The sequence below is a fragment of the Methylocystis parvus genome (assembly GCF_049675845.1).
Classification (GTDB): Bacteria; Pseudomonadota; Alphaproteobacteria; order Rhizobiales; family Beijerinckiaceae; genus Methylocystis; species Methylocystis parvus_A.
Genome location: NZ_CP187161.1, coordinates 806,385 through 824,328, shown reverse-complemented (window position 1 = coordinate 824,328; position 17,944 = coordinate 806,385). Strand labels below are relative to the sequence as shown.

At 64.8% G+C, this 17,944-nt stretch carries 17 protein-coding genes and 1 pseudogene; 5 read left to right on the top strand and 13 right to left on the bottom strand.

The window, feature by feature from the left end; translation table 11 throughout:
- Positions 1–18: 18 nt before the first annotated feature.
- On the top strand, positions 19–1,887 hold the full coding sequence (locus ACPFMJ_RS04470) for a DUF1963 domain-containing protein (RefSeq protein WP_424362661.1): 1,869 nt from the start codon (positions 19–21) through the stop codon (positions 1,885–1,887).
- 44 nt (positions 1,888–1,931) lie between these two features.
- On the opposite strand, the gene ACPFMJ_RS04465 is transcribed toward ACPFMJ_RS04470, so the two are convergent.
- A complete protein-coding gene (locus tag ACPFMJ_RS04465; protein ID WP_424362659.1) occupies positions 1,932–3,299 on the bottom strand; it encodes a multicopper oxidase domain-containing protein in 1,368 nt (455 codons plus the stop codon).
- Positions 3,300–3,386: 87 nt separating this feature from the next.
- A complete protein-coding gene (uvrC, locus tag ACPFMJ_RS04460; protein WP_424362658.1) occupies positions 3,387–5,375 on the bottom strand; it encodes an excinuclease ABC subunit UvrC in 1,989 nt (662 codons plus the stop codon).
- A 147-nt stretch (positions 5,376–5,522) separates the two neighbouring features.
- Here uvrC and ACPFMJ_RS04455 point away from each other — a divergent pair, with 147 nt between their 5' ends.
- The gene (locus ACPFMJ_RS04455; protein ID WP_424362657.1) at positions 5,523–6,632 is read left to right on the top strand and encodes a calcium:proton antiporter; all 1,110 of its coding nucleotides are present in this window, start codon (positions 5,523–5,525) and stop codon (positions 6,630–6,632) included.
- A gap of 26 nt (positions 6,633–6,658) precedes the next feature.
- Positions 6,659–7,303, top strand: a complete 645-nt coding sequence (locus tag ACPFMJ_RS04450; protein ID WP_424362656.1) for a glutathione S-transferase family protein — start codon at positions 6,659–6,661, stop codon at positions 7,301–7,303.
- A gap of 252 nt (positions 7,304–7,555) precedes the next feature.
- Here ACPFMJ_RS04450 and ung read toward each other — a convergent pair whose 3' ends face one another.
- The 5 genes and pseudogenes from ung to tolQ all read right to left on the bottom strand — a co-directional run bounded on the left by ung (position 7,556) and on the right by tolQ (position 12,263).
- Positions 7,556–8,224 carry a uracil-DNA glycosylase gene (ung, locus tag ACPFMJ_RS04445; RefSeq protein WP_424362655.1) on the bottom strand — a complete coding sequence of 223 codons (669 nt, stop codon included), beginning with the start codon at positions 8,222–8,224 and terminating at the stop codon, positions 7,556–7,558.
- 27 nt (positions 8,225–8,251) lie between these two features.
- Positions 8,252–9,552, bottom strand: a pseudogene (gene tolB, locus ACPFMJ_RS04440) (Tol-Pal system beta propeller repeat protein TolB).
- Between the two features lie 202 nt (positions 9,553–9,754).
- Entirely contained in the window at positions 9,755–11,062 is a 1,308-nt protein-coding gene (locus ACPFMJ_RS04435) for a cell envelope biogenesis protein TolA (RefSeq protein ID WP_424362654.1), read from the bottom strand.
- Between the two features lie 7 nt (positions 11,063–11,069).
- Positions 11,070–11,519 (bottom strand): ExbD/TolR family protein, encoded by a 450-nt coding sequence (locus ACPFMJ_RS04430; protein ID WP_424362653.1) that lies wholly within the window; start codon positions 11,517–11,519, stop codon positions 11,070–11,072.
- A gap of 3 nt (positions 11,520–11,522) precedes the next feature.
- Positions 11,523–12,263, bottom strand: a complete 741-nt coding sequence (gene tolQ, locus ACPFMJ_RS04425; RefSeq protein WP_424362652.1) for a protein TolQ — start codon at positions 12,261–12,263, stop codon at positions 11,523–11,525.
- Between the two features lie 317 nt (positions 12,264–12,580).
- Between tolQ and ACPFMJ_RS04420 the strand changes: the two genes are divergently transcribed.
- On the top strand, positions 12,581–13,408 hold the full coding sequence (locus ACPFMJ_RS04420) for a fatty acid desaturase (protein WP_424362651.1): 828 nt from the start codon (positions 12,581–12,583) through the stop codon (positions 13,406–13,408).
- Positions 13,409–13,410: 2 nt separating this feature from the next.
- Here ACPFMJ_RS04420 and ybgC read toward each other — a convergent pair whose 3' ends face one another.
- Both ybgC and ruvB read right to left on the bottom strand, forming a co-directional pair.
- Positions 13,411–13,839: a tol-pal system-associated acyl-CoA thioesterase gene (ybgC, locus tag ACPFMJ_RS04415; protein WP_424362650.1), complete on the bottom strand. Its 429-nt coding sequence runs from the start codon at positions 13,837–13,839 to the stop codon at positions 13,411–13,413.
- A gap of 292 nt (positions 13,840–14,131) precedes the next feature.
- Positions 14,132–15,169, bottom strand: coding sequence for a Holliday junction branch migration DNA helicase RuvB (gene ruvB / locus ACPFMJ_RS04410; protein WP_424362649.1), 1,038 nt, complete (start codon positions 15,167–15,169; stop codon positions 14,132–14,134).
- Positions 15,170–15,300: 131 nt separating this feature from the next.
- Between ruvB and ACPFMJ_RS04405 the strand changes: the two genes are divergently transcribed.
- Positions 15,301–15,738, top strand: a complete 438-nt coding sequence (locus ACPFMJ_RS04405) for a hypothetical protein (RefSeq protein ID WP_424362648.1) — start codon at positions 15,301–15,303, stop codon at positions 15,736–15,738.
- 34 nt (positions 15,739–15,772) lie between these two features.
- On the opposite strand, the gene ACPFMJ_RS04400 is transcribed toward ACPFMJ_RS04405, so the two are convergent.
- The 4 genes from ACPFMJ_RS04400 to ruvC all read right to left on the bottom strand — a co-directional run bounded on the left by ACPFMJ_RS04400 (position 15,773) and on the right by ruvC (position 17,922).
- Positions 15,773–16,345 (bottom strand): methyltransferase family protein, encoded by a 573-nt coding sequence (locus tag ACPFMJ_RS04400; protein WP_424362647.1) that lies wholly within the window; start codon positions 16,343–16,345, stop codon positions 15,773–15,775.
- Between the two features lie 88 nt (positions 16,346–16,433).
- Entirely contained in the window at positions 16,434–17,054 is a 621-nt protein-coding gene (ruvA, locus tag ACPFMJ_RS04395; protein WP_424362646.1) for a Holliday junction branch migration protein RuvA, read from the bottom strand.
- Complete coding sequence (locus ACPFMJ_RS04390; protein ID WP_424362645.1) at positions 17,051–17,416, bottom strand: hypothetical protein; 366 nt, start codon at positions 17,414–17,416, stop codon at positions 17,051–17,053. The genes ruvA and ACPFMJ_RS04390 overlap by 4 nt, the downstream gene beginning before the upstream one ends.
- Positions 17,413–17,922: a crossover junction endodeoxyribonuclease RuvC gene (ruvC, locus tag ACPFMJ_RS04385; protein WP_424362644.1), complete on the bottom strand. Its 510-nt coding sequence runs from the start codon at positions 17,920–17,922 to the stop codon at positions 17,413–17,415. The genes ACPFMJ_RS04390 and ruvC overlap by 4 nt, the downstream gene beginning before the upstream one ends.
- Between the last annotated feature and the right edge of the window lie 22 nt (positions 17,923–17,944).

Below are 17,944 nucleotides of genomic sequence, written 5' to 3'. Positions count from 1 at the left end.
TTCAGCCAAAGCTAACGCGTGCGCGCCATCGTCTTCAACAGTTCCGCCAGAGACGAAGCCTTGCCCTCCACGCTCCCCGCAATCATCCTCTCGCGCCGCGCGCGCCACCCGGGGCCCGAATGGTGGAACGCCCGAAGCTGGTTCGGCGGCGCGCCGAGGCTAGGGGGCGCCCAATGGCCTCGGACGGAAACCGGCGAGCCCATGCATTTCCTCGCGCAGATCGACCTCGCGGAAATCGCAGAGAAGGCGGGAGATGCGCCGTTGCCGAAGGAAGGGTCGCTGGCCTTCTTCGTCGGCGGAAAGGGAGCCGTGATCTGCGCGCCCCATCACATGAGCGGACCGCCAACCCAGCCGCCTGCCGGAATGGCTGATTTGACCACCGTAGGCGGCGATCCCGAATGGCCGCTCGACCAAAAGGGGCGCGCGCTTTTTCCCTTCTGGCCGATGGATATCACGCGGCTCGACGTCGAGACGCGGGAAGGCGACGACGAATGGGAGCGGCTCGACGCGCAGAACGCCGTTGTGGGAAAACATTTCGTTCGCCGCAAAGGCAGTTTGTCGCCCGGCGTCATTTTCGCCGGTCCGCCCATCCCGGATTGGTGGCGCTGCGCGATCTATGTCGCCGATCAGCTGGACGCCGCTGTGAGAAATGCGCCGAAGCTGATGGAGGGCGAGCGCAAGATGCTCGCTTATGTTCAGGGCAAGCTCGAAGACGCGCGCCAGCAGGGCGCGGCGGCGGCCGAAGAGGCGCAGAGCGCCGTGGATCAGCAGGGAGCCGGGAAGGGCGGGCTGTCGCGCTTGCTGTTTGGGCTCAGGCAAGCTGTTAACAAGGATCGATCCAATGACGGACTCGATCACGCCCGGCGCAAGGTGGACGAAGCTAACCGCAAGGCAGTCGATGCGATTAAAAAGGCCGAGGCCAGCGTCGCCCTCTATGCAAGCCGAATAGAAAAGCTGCATGGGTCGCTGCGGGGACTCGAGGCCTTCGCCGCCGAAGTCACGGAATGGACGCGCGGACGCGATCCCTGGAGCCTCATGGGGCAAGACGACCGGGCGCGGCTCGACCTTTATTGGGCGCGCATGACCGAGTTTCCGGAATATACGGTCCATTACGGCAAGACCACGCTCGATTATCTCAAGACGCAGATGTTCGCGACGTTGCCGAAAGGAGACGATCCGGCGGCCTTCGCGGCTCTGCCTGCGAATGTGTGCGAGGTGATTGCAGGACGCCTCGCGCCTCGTCCGCAATGGTGGCGTACGACGATCGTCTTTGCAGAGGGGCTGGAAAAGGCGCTCGCCAAGGGTGAGCCGGCGGGCCTGAAAAGTAAGCGCGAACAACTTGTCGCCGGCGGCGCCGAGAAGGCGGACGCGCTCGCGAAACTCCTCGCGCAGGAAGCGGCGTTCTCGCAATTCGTCACGGAATTTGCCGCATGGGCGAAGGGGCGCGTCCCCTGGAGCCGGATGACGGACGACGAGGCCGCGGCCCTATGGGCGCGGCTCGAGCGCCTGCGCAAGGAATTCAACGACGTCGCCTCGACCTATTATTTCGAGCGGTTCGAGACGCTGGAGGGGGCGACCCTCGTCGCCGTCGCAACAGCGGAGGACGAGATTTACGAGACGCTGCCGGCGCATGCGCGGGAACTGGTCAATCGCAGTTATCTCCTGCCGATCGACATCATGCACCAGATATTTGGGCAGCCGGTCTTCATCCAGGGCGACGCCTGCGCGCAGGCCGAGGAGGGGAAGCTATTGCTCCTGCAACTTGGTTTCGACGACCTTCTGTTCTGGTCCTTCGGCGACAATGGCGACTATCAGTTCTGGATATCGCCGGAAGATCTCGCGCTACGAAAATGGCATCGCGCGACCATGACCTTTGAGTGCCATTAAAGAAACGCCTCGCCGTCACCGCCGGACCCTTGGCGGCTGCCTTGTCACTTCCGCGCCCGGCGCTCGTGGGTTTGCTTATCCTGACCCGATCCTTCGACAATGAGATCGCCGACGAGGCCGCGCTCCATTCGCGAGAGAGCGTGGTCGATAAGCACATAATGGCCGGCGCGGTTGAGATCGAGTTCGAAGACCGCTGCGCCCCCGGGCGGGACTGCGACCGTCTGCTCGTCCCGTAACCGGGCGGCAAGGCCTGCGCCTTCCCTCACGCGGTCGAAAATCTGCCCGATAACATGGAAAGAGGAGGCGAAATTCGGGCCGCCGACCCCGAAGAAGATGCGGACGCTTTCACCTGACGCCGCGCGGAGCGGATGCTCTTTCGTCAACGCGCCAACGGCGCCGTTGAAAATGAAATAGTTGGGGCGCTCGGACATGAGCCTTTCATAATCCATCTCCTGCTGGCCCGCCGTCCCGAAGGGTTTGGTCGTGTAGAGCTCGCCCTGCATGACGTAGAATTCCCGATCCGCTTCAGGCAGCCCGCCCTCCGGCTCGACCAGCAGGAGCCCATACATGCCGTTCGCCACATGGTCGGCGACGCTGGGCGTCGCGCAATGATAGACGAAGAGGCCGGGAACAAGGGCCTTGAAGCTGAAGACCTTCTCTTCTCCCGGAAAGGCCTGCGTGTCCTCCGCGCCGCCGCCGGGGGCGATGGCGCCGTGAAAATCGACCGAATGCGCCAACACGCTGTTTGGGTCGTTTCTCAGATGGACTTCGAGCGTATCGCCCAGCCGCGCCCTGATGAAGGGGCCGGGAATCTTTCCGCCGAAGGTCCAGAAGCGATAGGTGGTCTTGTCGTCCAGCCGGCCCTGCAATTCTTCGGTCGTGAGATCGACGCGAAGCCTGCGGGGCGGGCGCTGGCGGATCGGCGGCGGCAGATCCGAAGGGTCGCGCGACAGGTCCGGCGCGATGAGCGCCGTCCTGCCTCGGGGCCCCGGCTCGACCTTTATCTTGCCGACCATGCCCGCGGCGCGATGCCCCGGAACCGAGCAGTAATAGGCAAACGAGCCGACCTTGTCCGCAACGAAGGACGTCGTGCTGCTGGCGCCTTTGCCGACGACGCGATTGGAGCGAACGTCGTAGAACTCGAAGACGATGTCATGCTCGGCGCCCTCGCCATTGACGAGGTTTACCTGCGCCCTTTCGCCCTCATGAAAAATAAGGTCGGGATTGACCTTGCCCTCGATCTCGCCGCCAACGCCGAGGAAAACGAGGCGACCTTCGGCGATGCCGGTGCGCAACGTGTAGACGACGCTGGGGGCCGCTGTGATTGGCTGGCGCTCCGCAAGAGAGTCAGAGCCCCAGGCGAGCGAGGACAGTAATGCAAGACAGAAAAGGAGCACCCTGAATATTTTCATCTGCCAGGCCTTCTCGGGCGAGGCGGCGGAATGCGCGCTTCCTATAACTAGGCTTCGATCAAGAGAAGGAAAGGAAGTTGCGCTCCGTCAGTCGCCGCGCTGGAAATGGTCGTACACCATGCGCGCCGTGGCCTTGTTGATGCCGGGCGTCTTTTCGAGGTCCGACAGCGCCGCCCGCGCGACGCCCTTCGCCGAGCCGAAGGCGAGCAGCAGCGCGCGCTTTCTCGACGGTCCGATCCCCTGAATTTCATCCAGCGGATTCTTTGTGAACTCCTTCTTGCGGCGCGCGCGGTGCGTGCCGATGGCGAAGCGGTGAGCTTCGTCGCGCAGACGCTGCACGAAATAAAGCGCGGGGTCGTGCGGGGGCAGGCGGAAGGGTTCGCGGCCCTCTGCGAAGAACTGCTCGCGCCCCGCGTCGCGGTCGCGGCCCTTGGCGATGGAGGCGAGCGCCACGCCTTCGACGCCGCTCTCGCGCAAGACCTCGCGCGCCACGTCGAACTGCCCGCGGCCGCCGTCGATCAGAACCAGATCAGGTTTCGCCGGGAAGGCTTCGGGGTCTGTGTCTTTCTCCACGTCTTTCGCGAGACGCGCGAAACGGCGGGTGAGCACTTCGCGCATCATGCCGTAATCGTCGCCGGGCGTGATGTCCGTGCTCTTGATGTTGAACGTGCGGTAATGCGCCTTCATGAAGCCCGACGGTCCCGCCACGACCATGGCTCCAATCGCTTGCGAACCCCCGGTGTGCGAGTTGTCGTAAACCTCGACGCGACGGGGCGCGGCGGGCAGGCCGAAGACCTCGCCCAGCGCCGCGAGCAAACGGAGTTGGCTGGCGTCTTCCGCAAGTTTGCGGCCCAAGGCCTGCCTGGCGTTGTTGAGCGCATGCTCCACGAGCTCGCGCTTCTCGCCACGCTGCGGCGCGATGACGTCGACGCTTCGGCGCAGCTTCGCGGAGAGCGCGTCCTCCAGAAGCGCGCTGTCCTCGATTGGATGCGAAAGTAGCACGCAGCGCGCGGAAGGATGCTCGTCGTAGAATTGCGCGAGGAAGGAATCCAGCACTTCCGATTCAGAGAGGCTCGCGTCGGCGCGCGGGAAATAAGAGCGGTTGCCCCAGTTCTGATAGGCGCGGAAGAAGAAGGCCTCGATGCAGAAGCGTCCGGCGTCCTTGGCGATCGCGAAGACGTCGGCCTCTTCCACTGTGCGGGGGTTGACGCCCTGCGCGCCCTGAATGGCTGACAGCGCCGAAATGCGGTCTCGCAGCCGCGCAGCGCGCTCGAATTCCAGTTTCTCGGCCGCTTCGGTCATTTCGTGCGCGAGCTGCTCGCGCACGCTGCGGCTCTTGCCGGAGAGAAAGTCGCGCGCCTCCTGCACCAGCACGGCGTAGTCGTCGATCGAGATCTCGCCAGTGCAGGGCCCCGCGCAGCGTTTGATTTGGTAAAGCAGGCAGGGGCGCGTGCGATTGTCGTAGAAGCTCTGCGCGCAGGAGCGCAAGAGAAAGGCGCGCTCCAAAGCGTTCAGCGCGCGGTTGACGGCCCAGACGCTGGCGAAGGGGCCGAAATAGTCGCCCTTGCGCACTCGCGCGCCGCGATGCTTGGCGATCTGCGGCGCGGCGTGGTCGCGCGCGATGAGGATGTAGGGAAAGGACTTGTCGTCCCGCATCAGCACGTTGAAGCGGGGCTTCATCTGCTTGATGAGGTTCGCCTCGAGCAGCAGCGCCTCGGTTTCGGTCTCCACCGAGATGAAAACCATGGAAACGGTGGCCGAGATCATGCGCGCGATGCGGTTCACATGGCCGGCGAGGCGCGTATAGCTCGCGACGCGCTTCCTGACGTTCTTGGCCTTGCCGACATAGAGCACCTCGCCATTCTCGGCGATCATGCGATAGACGCCAGGGCCGTTGGGCGCGTGCTTCCAATATTTCTTGATGACCGCGACGCCGCGCTTCACGCTCTCCGGCGTTTGCGGCGCGTCGTCTTCCGGGGCGGGCGCGTCGTCGGGCTCGGGGGACGAGTCGGCTGCGTCCAGGCCCTCGTCTTCCTCGGGCGGGAGGTCGCGCGGCGCTGTGGGGGGAGGGGTCATGGCCCCCAGATTTATGCCCCGTTTGCGGCGATGAAAAGAGCCGTCAGCGGCTCAGGCGGCGGCCGCGAGCCGAAGCGCCGCCGCGCCGCTTGCGCTCGAGCCGCCCCCGCTCCAAAGTCTGGGCGCTATCGGGAGCAAGGGGGCAGGATGCAGGGGAGGCGGATCTCGATCGGCGGATTGGTCTTCCCAGCGCTCGCGCTGGGACTGGCCGGAGTGTTCAAGGCTTCGGAAAACTGGATCGCCAACACCGATCCCGCTTTGGCCTTCGCGCCGCCGCTCCTGGCCGGGGCCATGGTGATCGGCGCGGTTTTCGCAGCCTTGCAGCATGCGGAGATCGTCGGGGCGAGGGTCGGGGAGCCGTTGGGAACGCTCGTCCTGACGATCTCCGTCACGATCATCGAGGTCGCCATCATGGCCTCGATGATCGAGCATGGCGCCGAAGACCCCACCGAGGCGCGGGAAATGGTGTTCTCGGCGATCATGATCGTATGCAACGGGCTCGTCGGCCTGTGCCTGCTGCTGGGGGGCTTTCGCCACGGTGAGCAGGAGCTGCATCCGATGGGCGCGAGCGCTTACCTTGCCGTGCTCATCGCATTGTCGATCCTCACCCTTGTCTTGCCGAATTACACGACGTCGACGCGAGGCCCGAGTCTGTCCGCGGCGCAGTTGGGTTTTGTCAGCGTCCTTTCAATGCTGCTCTACTGTTCTTTTCTCTTTATCCAGACCGTCCGCCACCGCTCTTACTTTCTGGACGCGCACGCCGCGGCTCTCGGTCATAGTGAGGAGAAGCCGTCGCGCGGCGAGACAATGTTCTCCGCCGTCGGTCTCGGCGCGAGCCTGCTTGGCGTGTCGCTTCTGGCCGAGCGCGTCATTCCCGCGCTCGAAGAAGGGCTGAAATGGGGAGGCGTCGAGGAGGTGAACCCGGTCACCGGAGCGATCGTTTCTACCCTCGTCCTGTTGCCGGAATCCCTCAACTCGCTCCGCGCGGCGCATCGCAACGCGCTGCAGACGAGTCTCAACGGCGCGCTCGGCTCCGTCGTCGCGACGATCGGACTTACCGTGCCGGCCGTGGCGTTGATGGGCATCGCGACCGAACGGGACATCATGTTCGGCCTCAATCAGCGCGACTCGGCCATGCTGTTGCTGACGCTGATGCTCTCGGTCGTCAGCTTCGGGGCCGGGCGCACCAACGTGCTGACGGGGCTTGTGCATCTCGTTGTATTCGCGACATATGTTTTCCTTCTATTCGTGCCCTGATCCAGAGGGTGGTGACCGAGCAGGCGATGAGCGATTCCGATCTGATTTTTTTCCATTCCCCGAATACGCGTTCATCGAGCGTGCTCATTTTGCTCGAGGAGCTGGACGCGCCCTACACGCTGCGCGACGTCAATTTCAGGATCGGCGCGCAGCGACAGCCCGACTATCTCGCCGTCAACCCGCTCGGGAAGGTGCCGGCCGTCGTGCATAACGGCGCGCTGGTTACGGAGCTCGGGGCGATTTTCATTTATCTCGCCGACGCCTTTCCGCAGAAGAATCTCGCGCCCGAAATCGGCGATCCGCTGCGCGGGCCCTATCTGCGCTGGCTCGTCTTCTACGGCTCGGCCTTCGAGCCGGCGATCATGGACCGCCATATGAAGAACGAGCCGCCGAAGAGCATGAGCCCCTATGGCGATTTCGAGGGCGTCATGACGCTCATCAACACGCAACTCGCAAAGGGGCCGTATCTTTTGGGCGCGCGCTTCACTGCGGCCGACATACTGTGGGCGACGGCGCTGCGCTGGACGACCGGCTTCGGGCTCGTGCCCGTGACGCCGGAAATTTCGGGCTATATCGAGCGCGTCGGATCACGGCCGTCTGTCGCGCGTGTGGCCGAGACGGACAAGCAGCTCCTGAAAATTCACGAGGCGGCTGCCGCGGCGAAGGGGTAAGTCGCTTCCGCCTTGTCGCGAGCGGCGAGATTGCCATCGCGCTTTTTTCGTCGTCACCGCCGCGCGGCCTCCCACCCTCAATCCCTCCCCGCCACTCCGTGGGGGAGGGACGCGGCTCGCAAGCCAGGCGCGCAGTACTGCTCCGTGATGATCCCCCACGACGCCACATCATCCCTCCCCCCACGGAGTGGCGGGGAGGGGCAGGGGTGGGGGGCGGTTCAGCAACGCGAATATCGAACGTCTAGCCGCAAGTCACCATTCAATCGGCGCCTGTCCATGCGCGGCGAGATAGTCATTCGCCTTCGAAAAATGCTTGCAGCCGAAGAATCCGTTATGCGCCGAGAGCGGCGATGGGTGCGCGCATTCCAGCACAAGATGCTTTTTGCGATCGATCCCCGCGCCCTTGCGCCGCGCATAGGAGCCCCACAGCATGAACACGATGCCTTCGCGCTCTCGCGAGAGCGCATGCACGGCGGCGTCGGTGAAATGCTCCCAGCCCTTGTTCTGATGCGATCCCGCCTGCGACGCGCGCACAGTCAATGTTGCGTTCAGCAGCAGCACGCCCTGTTTCGCCCAGCGCGAGAGATCAGGATCGCGCGAGACGGGATGGCCGAGATCGGCCTCGATTTCCTTGAAGATGTTTTGCAGCGACGGCGGCGGCGGCACATTCGCGCCTACCGCAAAGCAGAGGCCGTTCGCCTGCCCGGGACCATGGTAGGGGTCCTGGCCTAAAATGACGACCTTCACGCTGTCGAACGGGCATTCGTCGAACGCGCGGAAGATCTGCGCGGCAGGCGGATAGACCGTCGAAGCGGCGTATTCGTTGCGCACGAATTCCCGAAGCTCGGCGAAATAGGATTTCTCGAATTCGGCCGCGAGATGCTTCTTCCAGCTTTCATCGAGGCGGACGGGTTTGGTCATGCGGAAGAGTTAGCACGCTCGCTCGCCTCAATCCTGCAACGGCCCCCAGGCCGGGTCACTCGCATAATTCGGCGTCGGCGCCAGCGTCTCGGAGCGGCCGAAAACGTCCACCATATGGATCTTCGGCCCGCCCGCGCCGCCGCTTTCGCGGAAGAACATCAGGAACAGCCCGTTCGGCGCCCAGGTCGGCCCTTCGTTGTGGAAGCCTCGGTGAGGATGCGCTCGCCCGAGCCGTCGGTCTTCATCACGCCGATGGCGAAGTTGCCGCCGTTCTGCTTGGTGAAGGCGATGTAGTCGCCCTTGGGCGACCAGACCGGCGTCGAATAGCGACCGCCGCCGAAGGAGATGCGCTTCGCTTCGCCGCCATGCGCGCCCATGACGTAAATCTGCTGCGAGCCGCCGCGGTCGCTCTCGAACACGATGCGCGAGCCGTCCGGCGAGTAGGACGGCGCCGTGTCGATGGCGCTCGTGTCGGTCAGGCGCGTCGTCGTGCGCGAGCGCAGGTCCATCGTGTAAAGGTTTGTCGACGAGCCCTGCGACAGCGACATGATGATCTTCTGGCCGTCGGGCGAGAAGCGCGGCGAGAACGTCATGCCGGGGAAATTGCCGACGACCTCGCGCTGGCTGTTCTCGATATTCATCAGCAGCACTTTGGGATCGCCGTCGTCATTGAACGCCATGTAAGTGACGTCGAGCGAGGAAGGCGAAAAGCGCGGGGTGACGACCAGTTCGTCGCCGCGCGTCAGGTAGCGGACGTTCGCGCCGTCCTGATCCATCATGGCGAGGCGCTTGCGGCGCTTGTCCTTCGGGCCGCTTTCGTCGACGAAGACGATGCGCGTGTCGAAGAAGCCCTTCTCACCCGTGACGCGCGAGAAGACGGCGTCGGACAGGAGATGCGCGACGCGGCGCATGTTCGAGGCTTCGGTCACATATTGCTGGCCCGCCACCTGCTCTCCGGTCGTGACGTCGAAAAGGCGGAACTCCGTCTTGAGCCGGCCGTCGCCCGCGCGCGCCGAGCGGCCAGTGAGCACGAATTGCGCATTGACGGTCTTGTAGGCGTCGAGATTCGGCTGGTCCGGCGAGCCGCCTTCTCCGACATTGGCGTCAACGGGATGCAGGAAGACCGAGCGCTTGAAGTTGTTCTGAGTGACCGACGTGATCGTGCGCGCCGCCTCGTCTCCGACGAAAGGCGCGATCGCGATGTTGATCGGCTGGAAGCCGCCGCCCTTGAGGTCGATGATGCGGCCGGCGCGTGCGGGCGCGAAAGGCGCGAGAGCGGCGCTGGCGATGAGGCCGGCGGCGGCTCGGCGAGTGATGAGGCGGGTCATGTGCGGTCCGTTATCAGACTCCCTCTCCCCGCTTGCGGGGAGAGGGCGGGGGTGAGGGGCGGGCGACAGAGGCAATGTTCGTCCTGGCGGCCTGTGCTCGAAAAGCTGGGTGCGTCATCGTGGCTCGCCCCTCACCCCAACCCTCTCCCCGCCATGCGGGGAGAGGGAGCCGGGCGAGATTTGAGAGAGCCCATCGCGCGCATCAATTCGCATCCTGGAAGCGGATGGTCACTTCATGCAGCGCTTCTTCGTAATAAGGCATGAACTCCGTCGGGATGCGCATCGGGCTGCAGCGGCGCACGGCTTGCAGCGCCTGTTCGCCGCGGGCCTGCTCGACGGGGTTCGCGGAGGGGTTCACGAGGCGCGGGCGTCCTTCCAGGGCGCCGTCGCGCGAGAGGTGGAACTCCACGACCGGGGCGAAAGTGGCGCCGCCGAGCGAGAGCGCCGAGGCCCAGCAGGGATGATAATGATCGTGGATAAAGGACGCGATGCGCGCCTCCATCGACGCCGACAGTTTCGGCGCGGCGCCTTCGGGCGAGCCGATCGACGCCGTCCGGATTTCCTTGTCGGTCGCGGCGCGGCGCTGCGGCGCCTCCTTGCTCAGGAGGTTCGAAATGCTCGCCGCGTCGAATTTCGACTTCGGCGCGGTCTCGTCGCCGGTTTTCGGCTTCGAGCCCTTCACGCTTTTTTCGGCCGCTTCGCCTTCGGCGTTGTTCTCCGCCTTTGCAGCCTTATCCTTGGCGGGCTTTTCTTCGGCCTTCTTTGAAGCGAGCAGCTTCGCCACGTCGTCGACCTTCAGGCGCGGCTTATCCGGAGCGGGCTTCACATCCTCTTTCGAATCGGCCTTCGCCTCCGCCTTCTCGGACTTCTTCTCAGGCTCCGGCTTTTTCTCAGGCTCCGGTCGCTTCTCGGGCTTCGGCGTCTCCTTCGCCTCCTTCTGAGGCTCCTTTTCGGGCTTCGGACGCACGGGCGGCTTCGGTTTGATAACCTCGGCCTCCTTCGGCTCGTCAGGCGCTTTTTCGGGCGCGGCGGCTTTGGGCTTCATGGGCGGGGTCGGCGCGGGCTTCGCCTCGGCCGGCTTTTCGACAGGCTTCGGCGGCTCGGGCTTCTCCACGGGGCGCGTCGGCGGCTCGGGCGCCGGGGGCAGGGCGGCGACGCGCTTGGGCGGGATCGGCTCGGGCTTGTCGTCCTCGCCGGGGTCAGGGAGGCGTTTCAGGGGCGGCGGCGGGACAGGCACGTCCTTCTTCGCTTCCGCGAGCGGCGGATGGGGCTTGGCCTCCGGCTCCCTGGCGACCTTGTCGGCGCGATGGGCGGGCTTCGCCACATGCGCCGACTTCGCGCCCTTCGTCACCTGCGTGACGGGCTCCTCGGTGACAATCTCGACGGGAACCGGCTCCTGAACGTCTTCGAACCTGTTCGCGTCCGAGAACAAGACGAGCGCCGCCACCAGCAGGCCCGCATGGGCCGCGGAGGAGATGACAACGCCAGGCTCGGAGCGCGAAACTCTCATCGGAGCCTCACTTCTTCTCCTGCTCCGTCACCAGAGCCACTTTCTTGTAGCCCGCCGTGGTGACGAGCGACATGACTTCGGCCACGCGGCCGTAATTCACCGCCTTGGAGCCGCGCACATAAATGCGCTCGTCGAAGCCCTGCTTCGTCGTCTCCTTCAGCTTGTCGAGGAGCTGTCCGATCTCGATGGGCTGATCCATCAGGAAGATCTGGCCCTTGTCGTCGATGGCGACGGAGACCGGCTTCTGGTCGATATTGAGCGCGCCGGCCTTGGTCTGCGGCAGATCGACGGCGACGCCTGTCGCCAGCAGCGGCGCGGCGACCATGAAGATGATGAGCAGCACCAGCATGACGTCGATGAACGGCGTCATGTTGATCTCGGCCATGGCGCCGTAGCGCGGCACGCCGCGGCGGCGACGTCCGCCCTTGCGCCCGGGAGCGGAAACGGAAGCGCCCATGGATCAGGCCGCCCGGTCGCGGTTGGCGGCGTGCTGGTCGATCTGGCGGGAGAGAATGGCGGAGAATTCGTCCGCGAAGCTCTCCATGCGCGCCTGTGCGCGGGCCACGTCGCCCTGCATCTTGTTGTAGGCGATAAGCGCGGGGATGGCGGCGAAGAGCCCGATGGCGGTGGCGAGCAGCGCTTCGGCGATGCCGGGCGCGACGACGGCGAGCGAGGTGTTCTTGGAGGCCGCGATGGAGCGGAACGAGGTCATGATGCCCCAGACCGTGCCGAAAAGGCCGACGAAGGGGCCGGCCGAGGCGACCGTCGCCAGCACCAGCAGGTTCGATTCGAGCTTCTCGACCTCGCGGGCGATGGAGACGTCGAGCACTTTCTCGATGCGCGCCTGCAGGCCCATGAAGCTGGCGGAGGCGCCGCCCTGGAAGGAGCGCTTCCATTCCTTCATCGCGGCGACGAAGAGCGTCGCCATGCCGGAGGTCGGGCGCTCGGAGAGCTTGGCGTAAAGCTCCTCCAGCGAATTGCCGGACCAGAAGCTCTCCTCGAAACGGTCCATGGCGCGGCGCATGCGCGAGAAAAGCAGGGTTTTGTCGATGATGATCGCCCAGCACCAGACGGAGGCGAGCAGCAGGCCCACCATCACGATTTTCACGACGATGTGCGCGCCCCAGAACATGCTCCAGATGGTGATGTCGGCGACGGGAGCGGCCCCGGCGGCGGTCGCGGCGATGTCGGTCGGATTCATGATTTGTCCTTGAAGCGGAGTTGGGCGCGCACTTCGCAAATAGCGACGCCCCTTATTCCCCGCAATTTCGCCCTTTCTGGGGCTGCGGGTGCGCCGCACAATGATACTTATCCCGGAAGCGTTAACAAGCGGTAAGGGTTAAGGATTGGTGGAGAGGCCGGAACTTTGCCGTTTGCGGGCTTGCAGGCGACTTTGACAAAGCTGCGCGGATGAAAAAACCTGTGCGCTATTTTCCGGATTGGACAGCTCTTATGGCGATTTTCGATTCTTTATTTGATCGGTGGGCCGCGGCCGGATTTTGCCGTCGCGAAGACGCTGTGGGGATCGTCCTGTCGATGGTCTTGCCAGCGCTTTTCTTTATTCCCTTCGTCTTCGATTTCACGGTGGCGCAGGCGGGGGCCTATATCGCCCTGTTCACCGCGGTCGACGGGCGCGTGAATTATCTTCTGCACTGGCACGTGCATCGCCCCTTCACGACGTCGCGGCCGGTCAATCTCCTCCTCGATTTTCTGCTTGGCGCGGCGACCGGGATCACCGCATCGAACTGGCGCATCCAGCATGTGCATGGCCATCATGCGGGCAGGGACGCCGCCTATCGCGCGGCGGGCGCCGATCTGAGCGCGCCTTACTCGGTCATCGATGCGGTCGGCTTTTGCTTTCGTTCTCTCTGGCCCAGCATGGTGGCGCCTTTCGTCGAAGCGTTCGACAAAGGCGTCCGCAATAATCTGAATTCGCCGATCAATTATCGCTGGGCGTTCGCCGAGCAATTCTTGTTCGCAACATTCGTCGTCACGCTCGCCGTCTGGCGTCCCGCATTGACCGGGTTGATCCTGGTTCCGTGGTATCTCGCCGTTGTCTTCTGCACCCGCTACGTCGATTACATGAACCATTACGGCTGCGACGAGAGGGGCGCCGATCCGATGGCGCTGGCGAATAACACCTTGCACGCCGGGTATAACGCGGTCAGCGGCAATCTCGGCTACCACACGGCGCACCATCTCGATCCGAGCGGGCATTGGGCGGATTTGCCGAAGCGGCATGCGGAGATCGCAGGAGGCCTGGCCCCGGGTTACGTGAAGGAATTCAGTTGGTCTTTCCTGAACTTCCCGCACCACGCCTATCTCTCGCGGTTGAGGCGGATGTAACGTCAGTCCGCCGCCGCCCTGGCGTGCGCGCGCAGGAATTTCTCGCGCACGTCCGGCGGCAGGCGCTTGGCGCGCCCCGCCTCGACGCAGACGACCTTGACCGTCGCCGTTACCAGCTTCTCTTCCCCTCGTAAAACGCGCTGATCGAGGGTCAGCGAGGCGCCGCCGAGCTCGAGAACGCGCGTCTCCACGCTCAGCAGATCGTCCATCACCGCAGGCCGCATGAAGTCGAGCTGCATGGCGCGCACGACGAAGAAGGTCGGCGCGCCCGCCGAGCCTTCAAGCAGGGGTCGCTGATCGAGCCCGAGCGTGCGCAAGAGTTCCGTGCGCCCGCGCTCCATGAAGCGGACATAGGAGGTGTGATAGACGAGCCCGGAGGCGTCGGTGTCCTCCCAGTAAACACGGACGGGCATTGTGTGGGCGGCGGTCATGAAGGCTCTCGCTCGAATTGCGATGTGCGCTTTAGCGCATCTCTAGCCATATGCCCGGGCCATCATGGCAATTGCAATGATTAGCTAAGGGTCGGGGCCTAGCCTCCGGGTCGGAGGCTGGAGTTTTCGCCAAGACGGCCCATACGATTACTGGAGTGACGACATGAAAACGCCATTCGAACATATCGCCGAAGCCGCCAATCGCGTTGTCGAAATCATCGCCGCCATGCTGTTTCTCGGGTTGATGTATTACGTGGCGACGGCAAGCTGAGTGGCGCCCCCGGCGCGGGGCTCAATCCGCTTCGTCCCCAAACAATCCGAACTGCCCCGCTGGTCGCGCCGGTTCCGCCAGTCCCAAATGCCGGAAGGCGTGCGGCGTCAGCAGTCGCCCGCGAGGCGTCCGCTGTAAAAAACCCTGTTGCAGCAGGTAGGGCTCGATAATGTCCTCGATGGCGTCGCGCGGCTCGGAGAGCGCCGCGGCGATCGTTTCGATGCCGACCGGCCCGCCGCCGAAATTCAGCGCCACCATGTCGAGATAGCGGCGATCCATGATGTCGAGGCCAATGGAATCGACTTCGAGCAGCGAGAGCGAGCGGTCCGCCAGCTCGCGCGTGATGGTCGCGATCCCTTCCACCACGGCGAAATCCCGCACGCGGCGCAAGAGTCGCCCGGCGATGCGCGGGGTGCCGCGCGAGCGGCGCGCGATCTCGCGGGCGCCTTCGTCGTTCATGCCGATCCCGAGCACACGCGCGCCGCGCTTGACGATCAGCTCCAGCTCCTGCGGCGTATAGAAATTCAGCCGCACGGGAATGCCGAAACGGTCGCGCAGCGGCGTCGTCAGCAGGCCGGCGCGGGTCGTCGCGCCGACAAGGGTGAATTTCGCGAGGTCGATCTTCACCGAGCGCGCGGCCGGGCCTTCGCCGATGATGAGGTCGAGCTGAAAATCCTCCATGGCGGGGTAGAGGATTTCCTCCACGGCCGGGTTCAGCCGGTGGATCTCGTCGATGAACAGCACATCGCGCGGCTCGAGATTGGTGAGCTGCGCCGCGAGGTCGCCCGCCTTGGCGATGACGGGGCCGGAGGTCGAGCGAAAATTGACGCCAAGTTCGCGCGCGACGATCTGGGCGAGCGTCGTCTTGCCCAGCCCCGGCGGGCCGACGAGCAGCACATGGTCCAGCGCGTCCCCGCGCGTCTTGGCCGCCTCGATGAACACCTTGAGATTGGCGCGCGCCGCCTCCTGTCCGGTGAAATCGGCGAGGGTCAGCGGGCGCAGGCTCGAATCCGTGTCGTCGTCGCGCTGTTCGGGGCTGACTAGGCGGGGATTGCTCAAGCGTGATCCAGTTTTGCCGGGGCTCCAAGGCGCGGCGTCGCCGCCGGGTGCGCTCCCACACGAATCGTCGGGTCGATCGTGTGTACCGTGCTTTTCGTCGAGATCAAAACGGCAACCTTGCTGAGGGGACGATGATGCATAGGGGCTTTCTAAGGTCTGTCGCGGCGGCGGGGCTGTCTATTCTTGGCGCCGCTCCGGCCCTGGCCGGCTCAGGCGAGCTTTTGAGCGGCGACGCCTACGAGACAGTCGAGGCGCAGGTCGACCGCGACGGCGGCGTTCTGCTCGGCCCGTTTTCGACGACCTCCGCCCAATGCCGCAAGACCGGCGATTCCCGCGCATGGGTGCTCGAGAGCCCGCGCTACGGGCGGGTTGCGATCATCAAGCGGAAAGGCGAGATCGCATTCGAGGAGGGCGAACCTTACGCCCATTGCAATGACCGCCCGCTGTCGGGAACGACCATTCGCTATCGTCCGGCGCGCGGCTATGTCGGGGACGATACGTTCGTCTTCCGGATTATGTTTCCCGATGGCGAGGTCCGCACGAAGCGGGTGAACGTGCGCGTCGAATAGGCTATCGGGAGCGCCCCAGCGGGCGCTCCTCGCCTTAGCCGCGCCGACCAAACCAACGGTTCACCCGGGCGCAATAGGCGGCGAAGGCCTCGCCGTGTCTCGCGCGCAGCGCCGCCTCTTCATGGGGAACGATGAGCTGGTCCATGCCCCACCAATGGCCATAGAGCAGCGTCGGCGCCGCGAGGAGGGCGAGACCGCCATAGGGGTGGCCGCTCAGGCCGAGGCCAACGAGGCCGATCGACCAGCAAAGGCTCTGGATAAACGACATCACATAGACGGGGTTGCGCGACCAGGCGTAGACGCCGCTCGTCACCAGCGTCTCCGAGCCAACAAACTCCCGCGCATCGCCGCCGCGCTTCTCCAGATAGACGACGAGCAGGACCTTCAGGACGAAGAACAGCGCCCACCCCAGCGCCGCAAAAAGCAGCGACCGGACGCCGCCTTCCGTAGGGTCGGCGAGGCCCAGCAGGATGAGCGTCGTCGCGGCGTAGGAAGCGGAGGCGGCGAAGTCGACCAGGAAAATACGAGAAAATTGAAGGTCTTGCCGGATTCTCTGCGCGATGAACGCCAGAATGGAGGTGGGCTTGTTGTCGGCGGACAAGCTCATTTGAGAACCCTGAGGAAGCTTCAACGCGGCAAAGCTTAGCCCGAAGACGTTAAACTTGTGGAAGCGGGAAAAGACGGCTCCACGCCGTTTATGCCTTCGCAAGCTCCTTGAGCCCCTGCCGGATCAGGGCGCCGGTCTCGGCCCCTTCGCCCAGCGCCTTGACGCTCGCCGCAACAGCGGCGGCGGCCTGCGGGCGTCCGTAGCCGAGATTCACCAGCGCCGAAATCGCGTCGTGCAGGGAGGAGGGCGCGTTCGCCTCTTCGTCTTCCCCCGCGAGCTTCGCCACCACCGGATCGACCGAGCCGAAAGCCGGCGCCTTGTCCTTCAGTTCCGCGACGATGCGGGCTGCGAGCTTCGGCCCGACGCCCGGCGCGCGGGCGACCATCGCCTTGTCCTGCGTCGCGATGGCCGAGCCTAGTTCGCCGGACGACAGGATGGAGAGGATGCCGAGCGCCACCTTGGAGCCGACGCCCTGCACGGTCTGTAAGAGGCGGAACCAGTCGCGCTCGCTCTCGCTGGAAAAACCGAAGAGCCTGATCGCGTCTTCGCGCACCTGCGTCTCGATGGCGAGCGCGGCCGCCTCGCCGGGGCGCGGCAGCTTTTGCAGCGTGCGGCCCGAGCAATGGACGACATAGCCGACGCCATTGACGTCGATGATGACGAAATCTTCCCCATAGCTGTCGATCAGGCCCTTGAGCTTGCCGATCATGGCGCACACCGGGTGAGGACCGCGCTCTTCGAGTTGTCGGCCCAGAGGAATTGCAGACCGGCGGGGTCGAGGACGAGGGTGAAGGTCGCCTTGTGCGGCTTGGCCGACTCTTCCCCGACGCACGATTTCGCCGTCGCCTTGTAGACGGCGCGGCCGTCCTTGTTTTCTGTCTGGTCGTAATCGACGCCCTTGCAGCCGAAAGTCGGCATCCGCGCCTCGCTCTCGGTCAGGGTCACAAAATGGTCTTTCGCCTTGCAGGCGGCGGCGTCCAGCGCATATCGCCCGACCGGCGAGTCCTTGTCGACGGACGCGGCGAGGGCAGGGGCGGCGGCGAGGCCGAGGAGCAGTGCGTAGCGCCTCACGCGAGCGCCGCCTTCAGCGCCCGCGCGCCGCGATGCTGGGCGTGGCAGATGGCGACGGCCAGCGCGTCTGCGGCGTCGGCGCTCGACGCCTGGCTGGTGGGCAGCAGCACGCGGACCATCATTTGCACCTGAGTCTTTTCAGCGTGGCCGGCGCCCACGACGGTCTTTTTCACGAGGTTCGCGGCGTATTCGGCGATTTCCAGCCCGGCCAAAGCCGGCGCCATCAGCGCGACGCCACGCGCCTGTCCGAGCTTCAGCGTAGATTGTGGGTCGCGATTGACGAAAGTCTCCTCGACCGCCGCTTCATCGGGCTGGTAGTCGGCGATGACCTGCATCAGCCCTTCGTGAAGCTGCCGTAGCCGGTTGCCCATATCGAGCGCGCCATCCGACTTCACGCGCCCGCAGGCGACAAAGGAGAGGCGCGAGCCCTGGGTCTCGATCACGCCCCAGCCGGTGTTTCTAAGGCCGGGGTCGATGCCGAGGATGCGAATCGGTGGGGCGGACATGCCGCAGGTTAGGCGCAGCCGG

Bases quoted from the DNA above. Each gene is read 5' to 3' on its own strand.
- tolQ (WP_424362652.1), bottom strand. From the start codon at position 12,263: ATGAATCCGACCGACATCGCCGCGACCGCCGCCGGGGCCGCTCCCGTC.
- ACPFMJ_RS04450 (WP_424362656.1), top strand. From the start codon at position 6,659: ATGAGCGATTCCGATCTGATTTTTTTCCATTCCCCGAATACGCGTTCA.
- ACPFMJ_RS04405 (WP_424362648.1), top strand. From the start codon at position 15,301: ATGATGCATAGGGGCTTTCTAAGGTCTGTCGCGGCGGCGGGGCTGTCT.
- ACPFMJ_RS04400 (WP_424362647.1), bottom strand. From the start codon at position 16,345: ATGAGCTTGTCCGCCGACAACAAGCCCACCTCCATTCTGGCGTTCATC.
- ruvC (WP_424362644.1), bottom strand. From the start codon at position 17,922: ATGTCCGCCCCACCGATTCGCATCCTCGGCATCGACCCCGGCCTTAGA.
- uvrC (WP_424362658.1), bottom strand. From the start codon at position 5,375: ATGACCCCTCCCCCCACAGCGCCGCGCGACCTCCCGCCCGAGGAAGAC.
- ACPFMJ_RS04455 (WP_424362657.1), top strand. From the start codon at position 5,523: ATGCAGGGGAGGCGGATCTCGATCGGCGGATTGGTCTTCCCAGCGCTC.
- ACPFMJ_RS04465 (WP_424362659.1), bottom strand. From the start codon at position 3,299: ATGAAAATATTCAGGGTGCTCCTTTTCTGTCTTGCATTACTGTCCTCG.
- ung (WP_424362655.1), bottom strand. From the start codon at position 8,224: ATGACCAAACCCGTCCGCCTCGATGAAAGCTGGAAGAAGCATCTCGCG.
- ybgC (WP_424362650.1), bottom strand. From the start codon at position 13,839: ATGACCGCCGCCCACACAATGCCCGTCCGTGTTTACTGGGAGGACACC.
- ACPFMJ_RS04435 (WP_424362654.1), bottom strand. From the start codon at position 11,062: ATGAGAGTTTCGCGCTCCGAGCCTGGCGTTGTCATCTCCTCCGCGGCC.
- ACPFMJ_RS04430 (WP_424362653.1), bottom strand. From the start codon at position 11,519: ATGGGCGCTTCCGTTTCCGCTCCCGGGCGCAAGGGCGGACGTCGCCGC.
- ruvA (WP_424362646.1), bottom strand. From the start codon at position 17,054: ATGATCGGCAAGCTCAAGGGCCTGATCGACAGCTATGGGGAAGATTTC.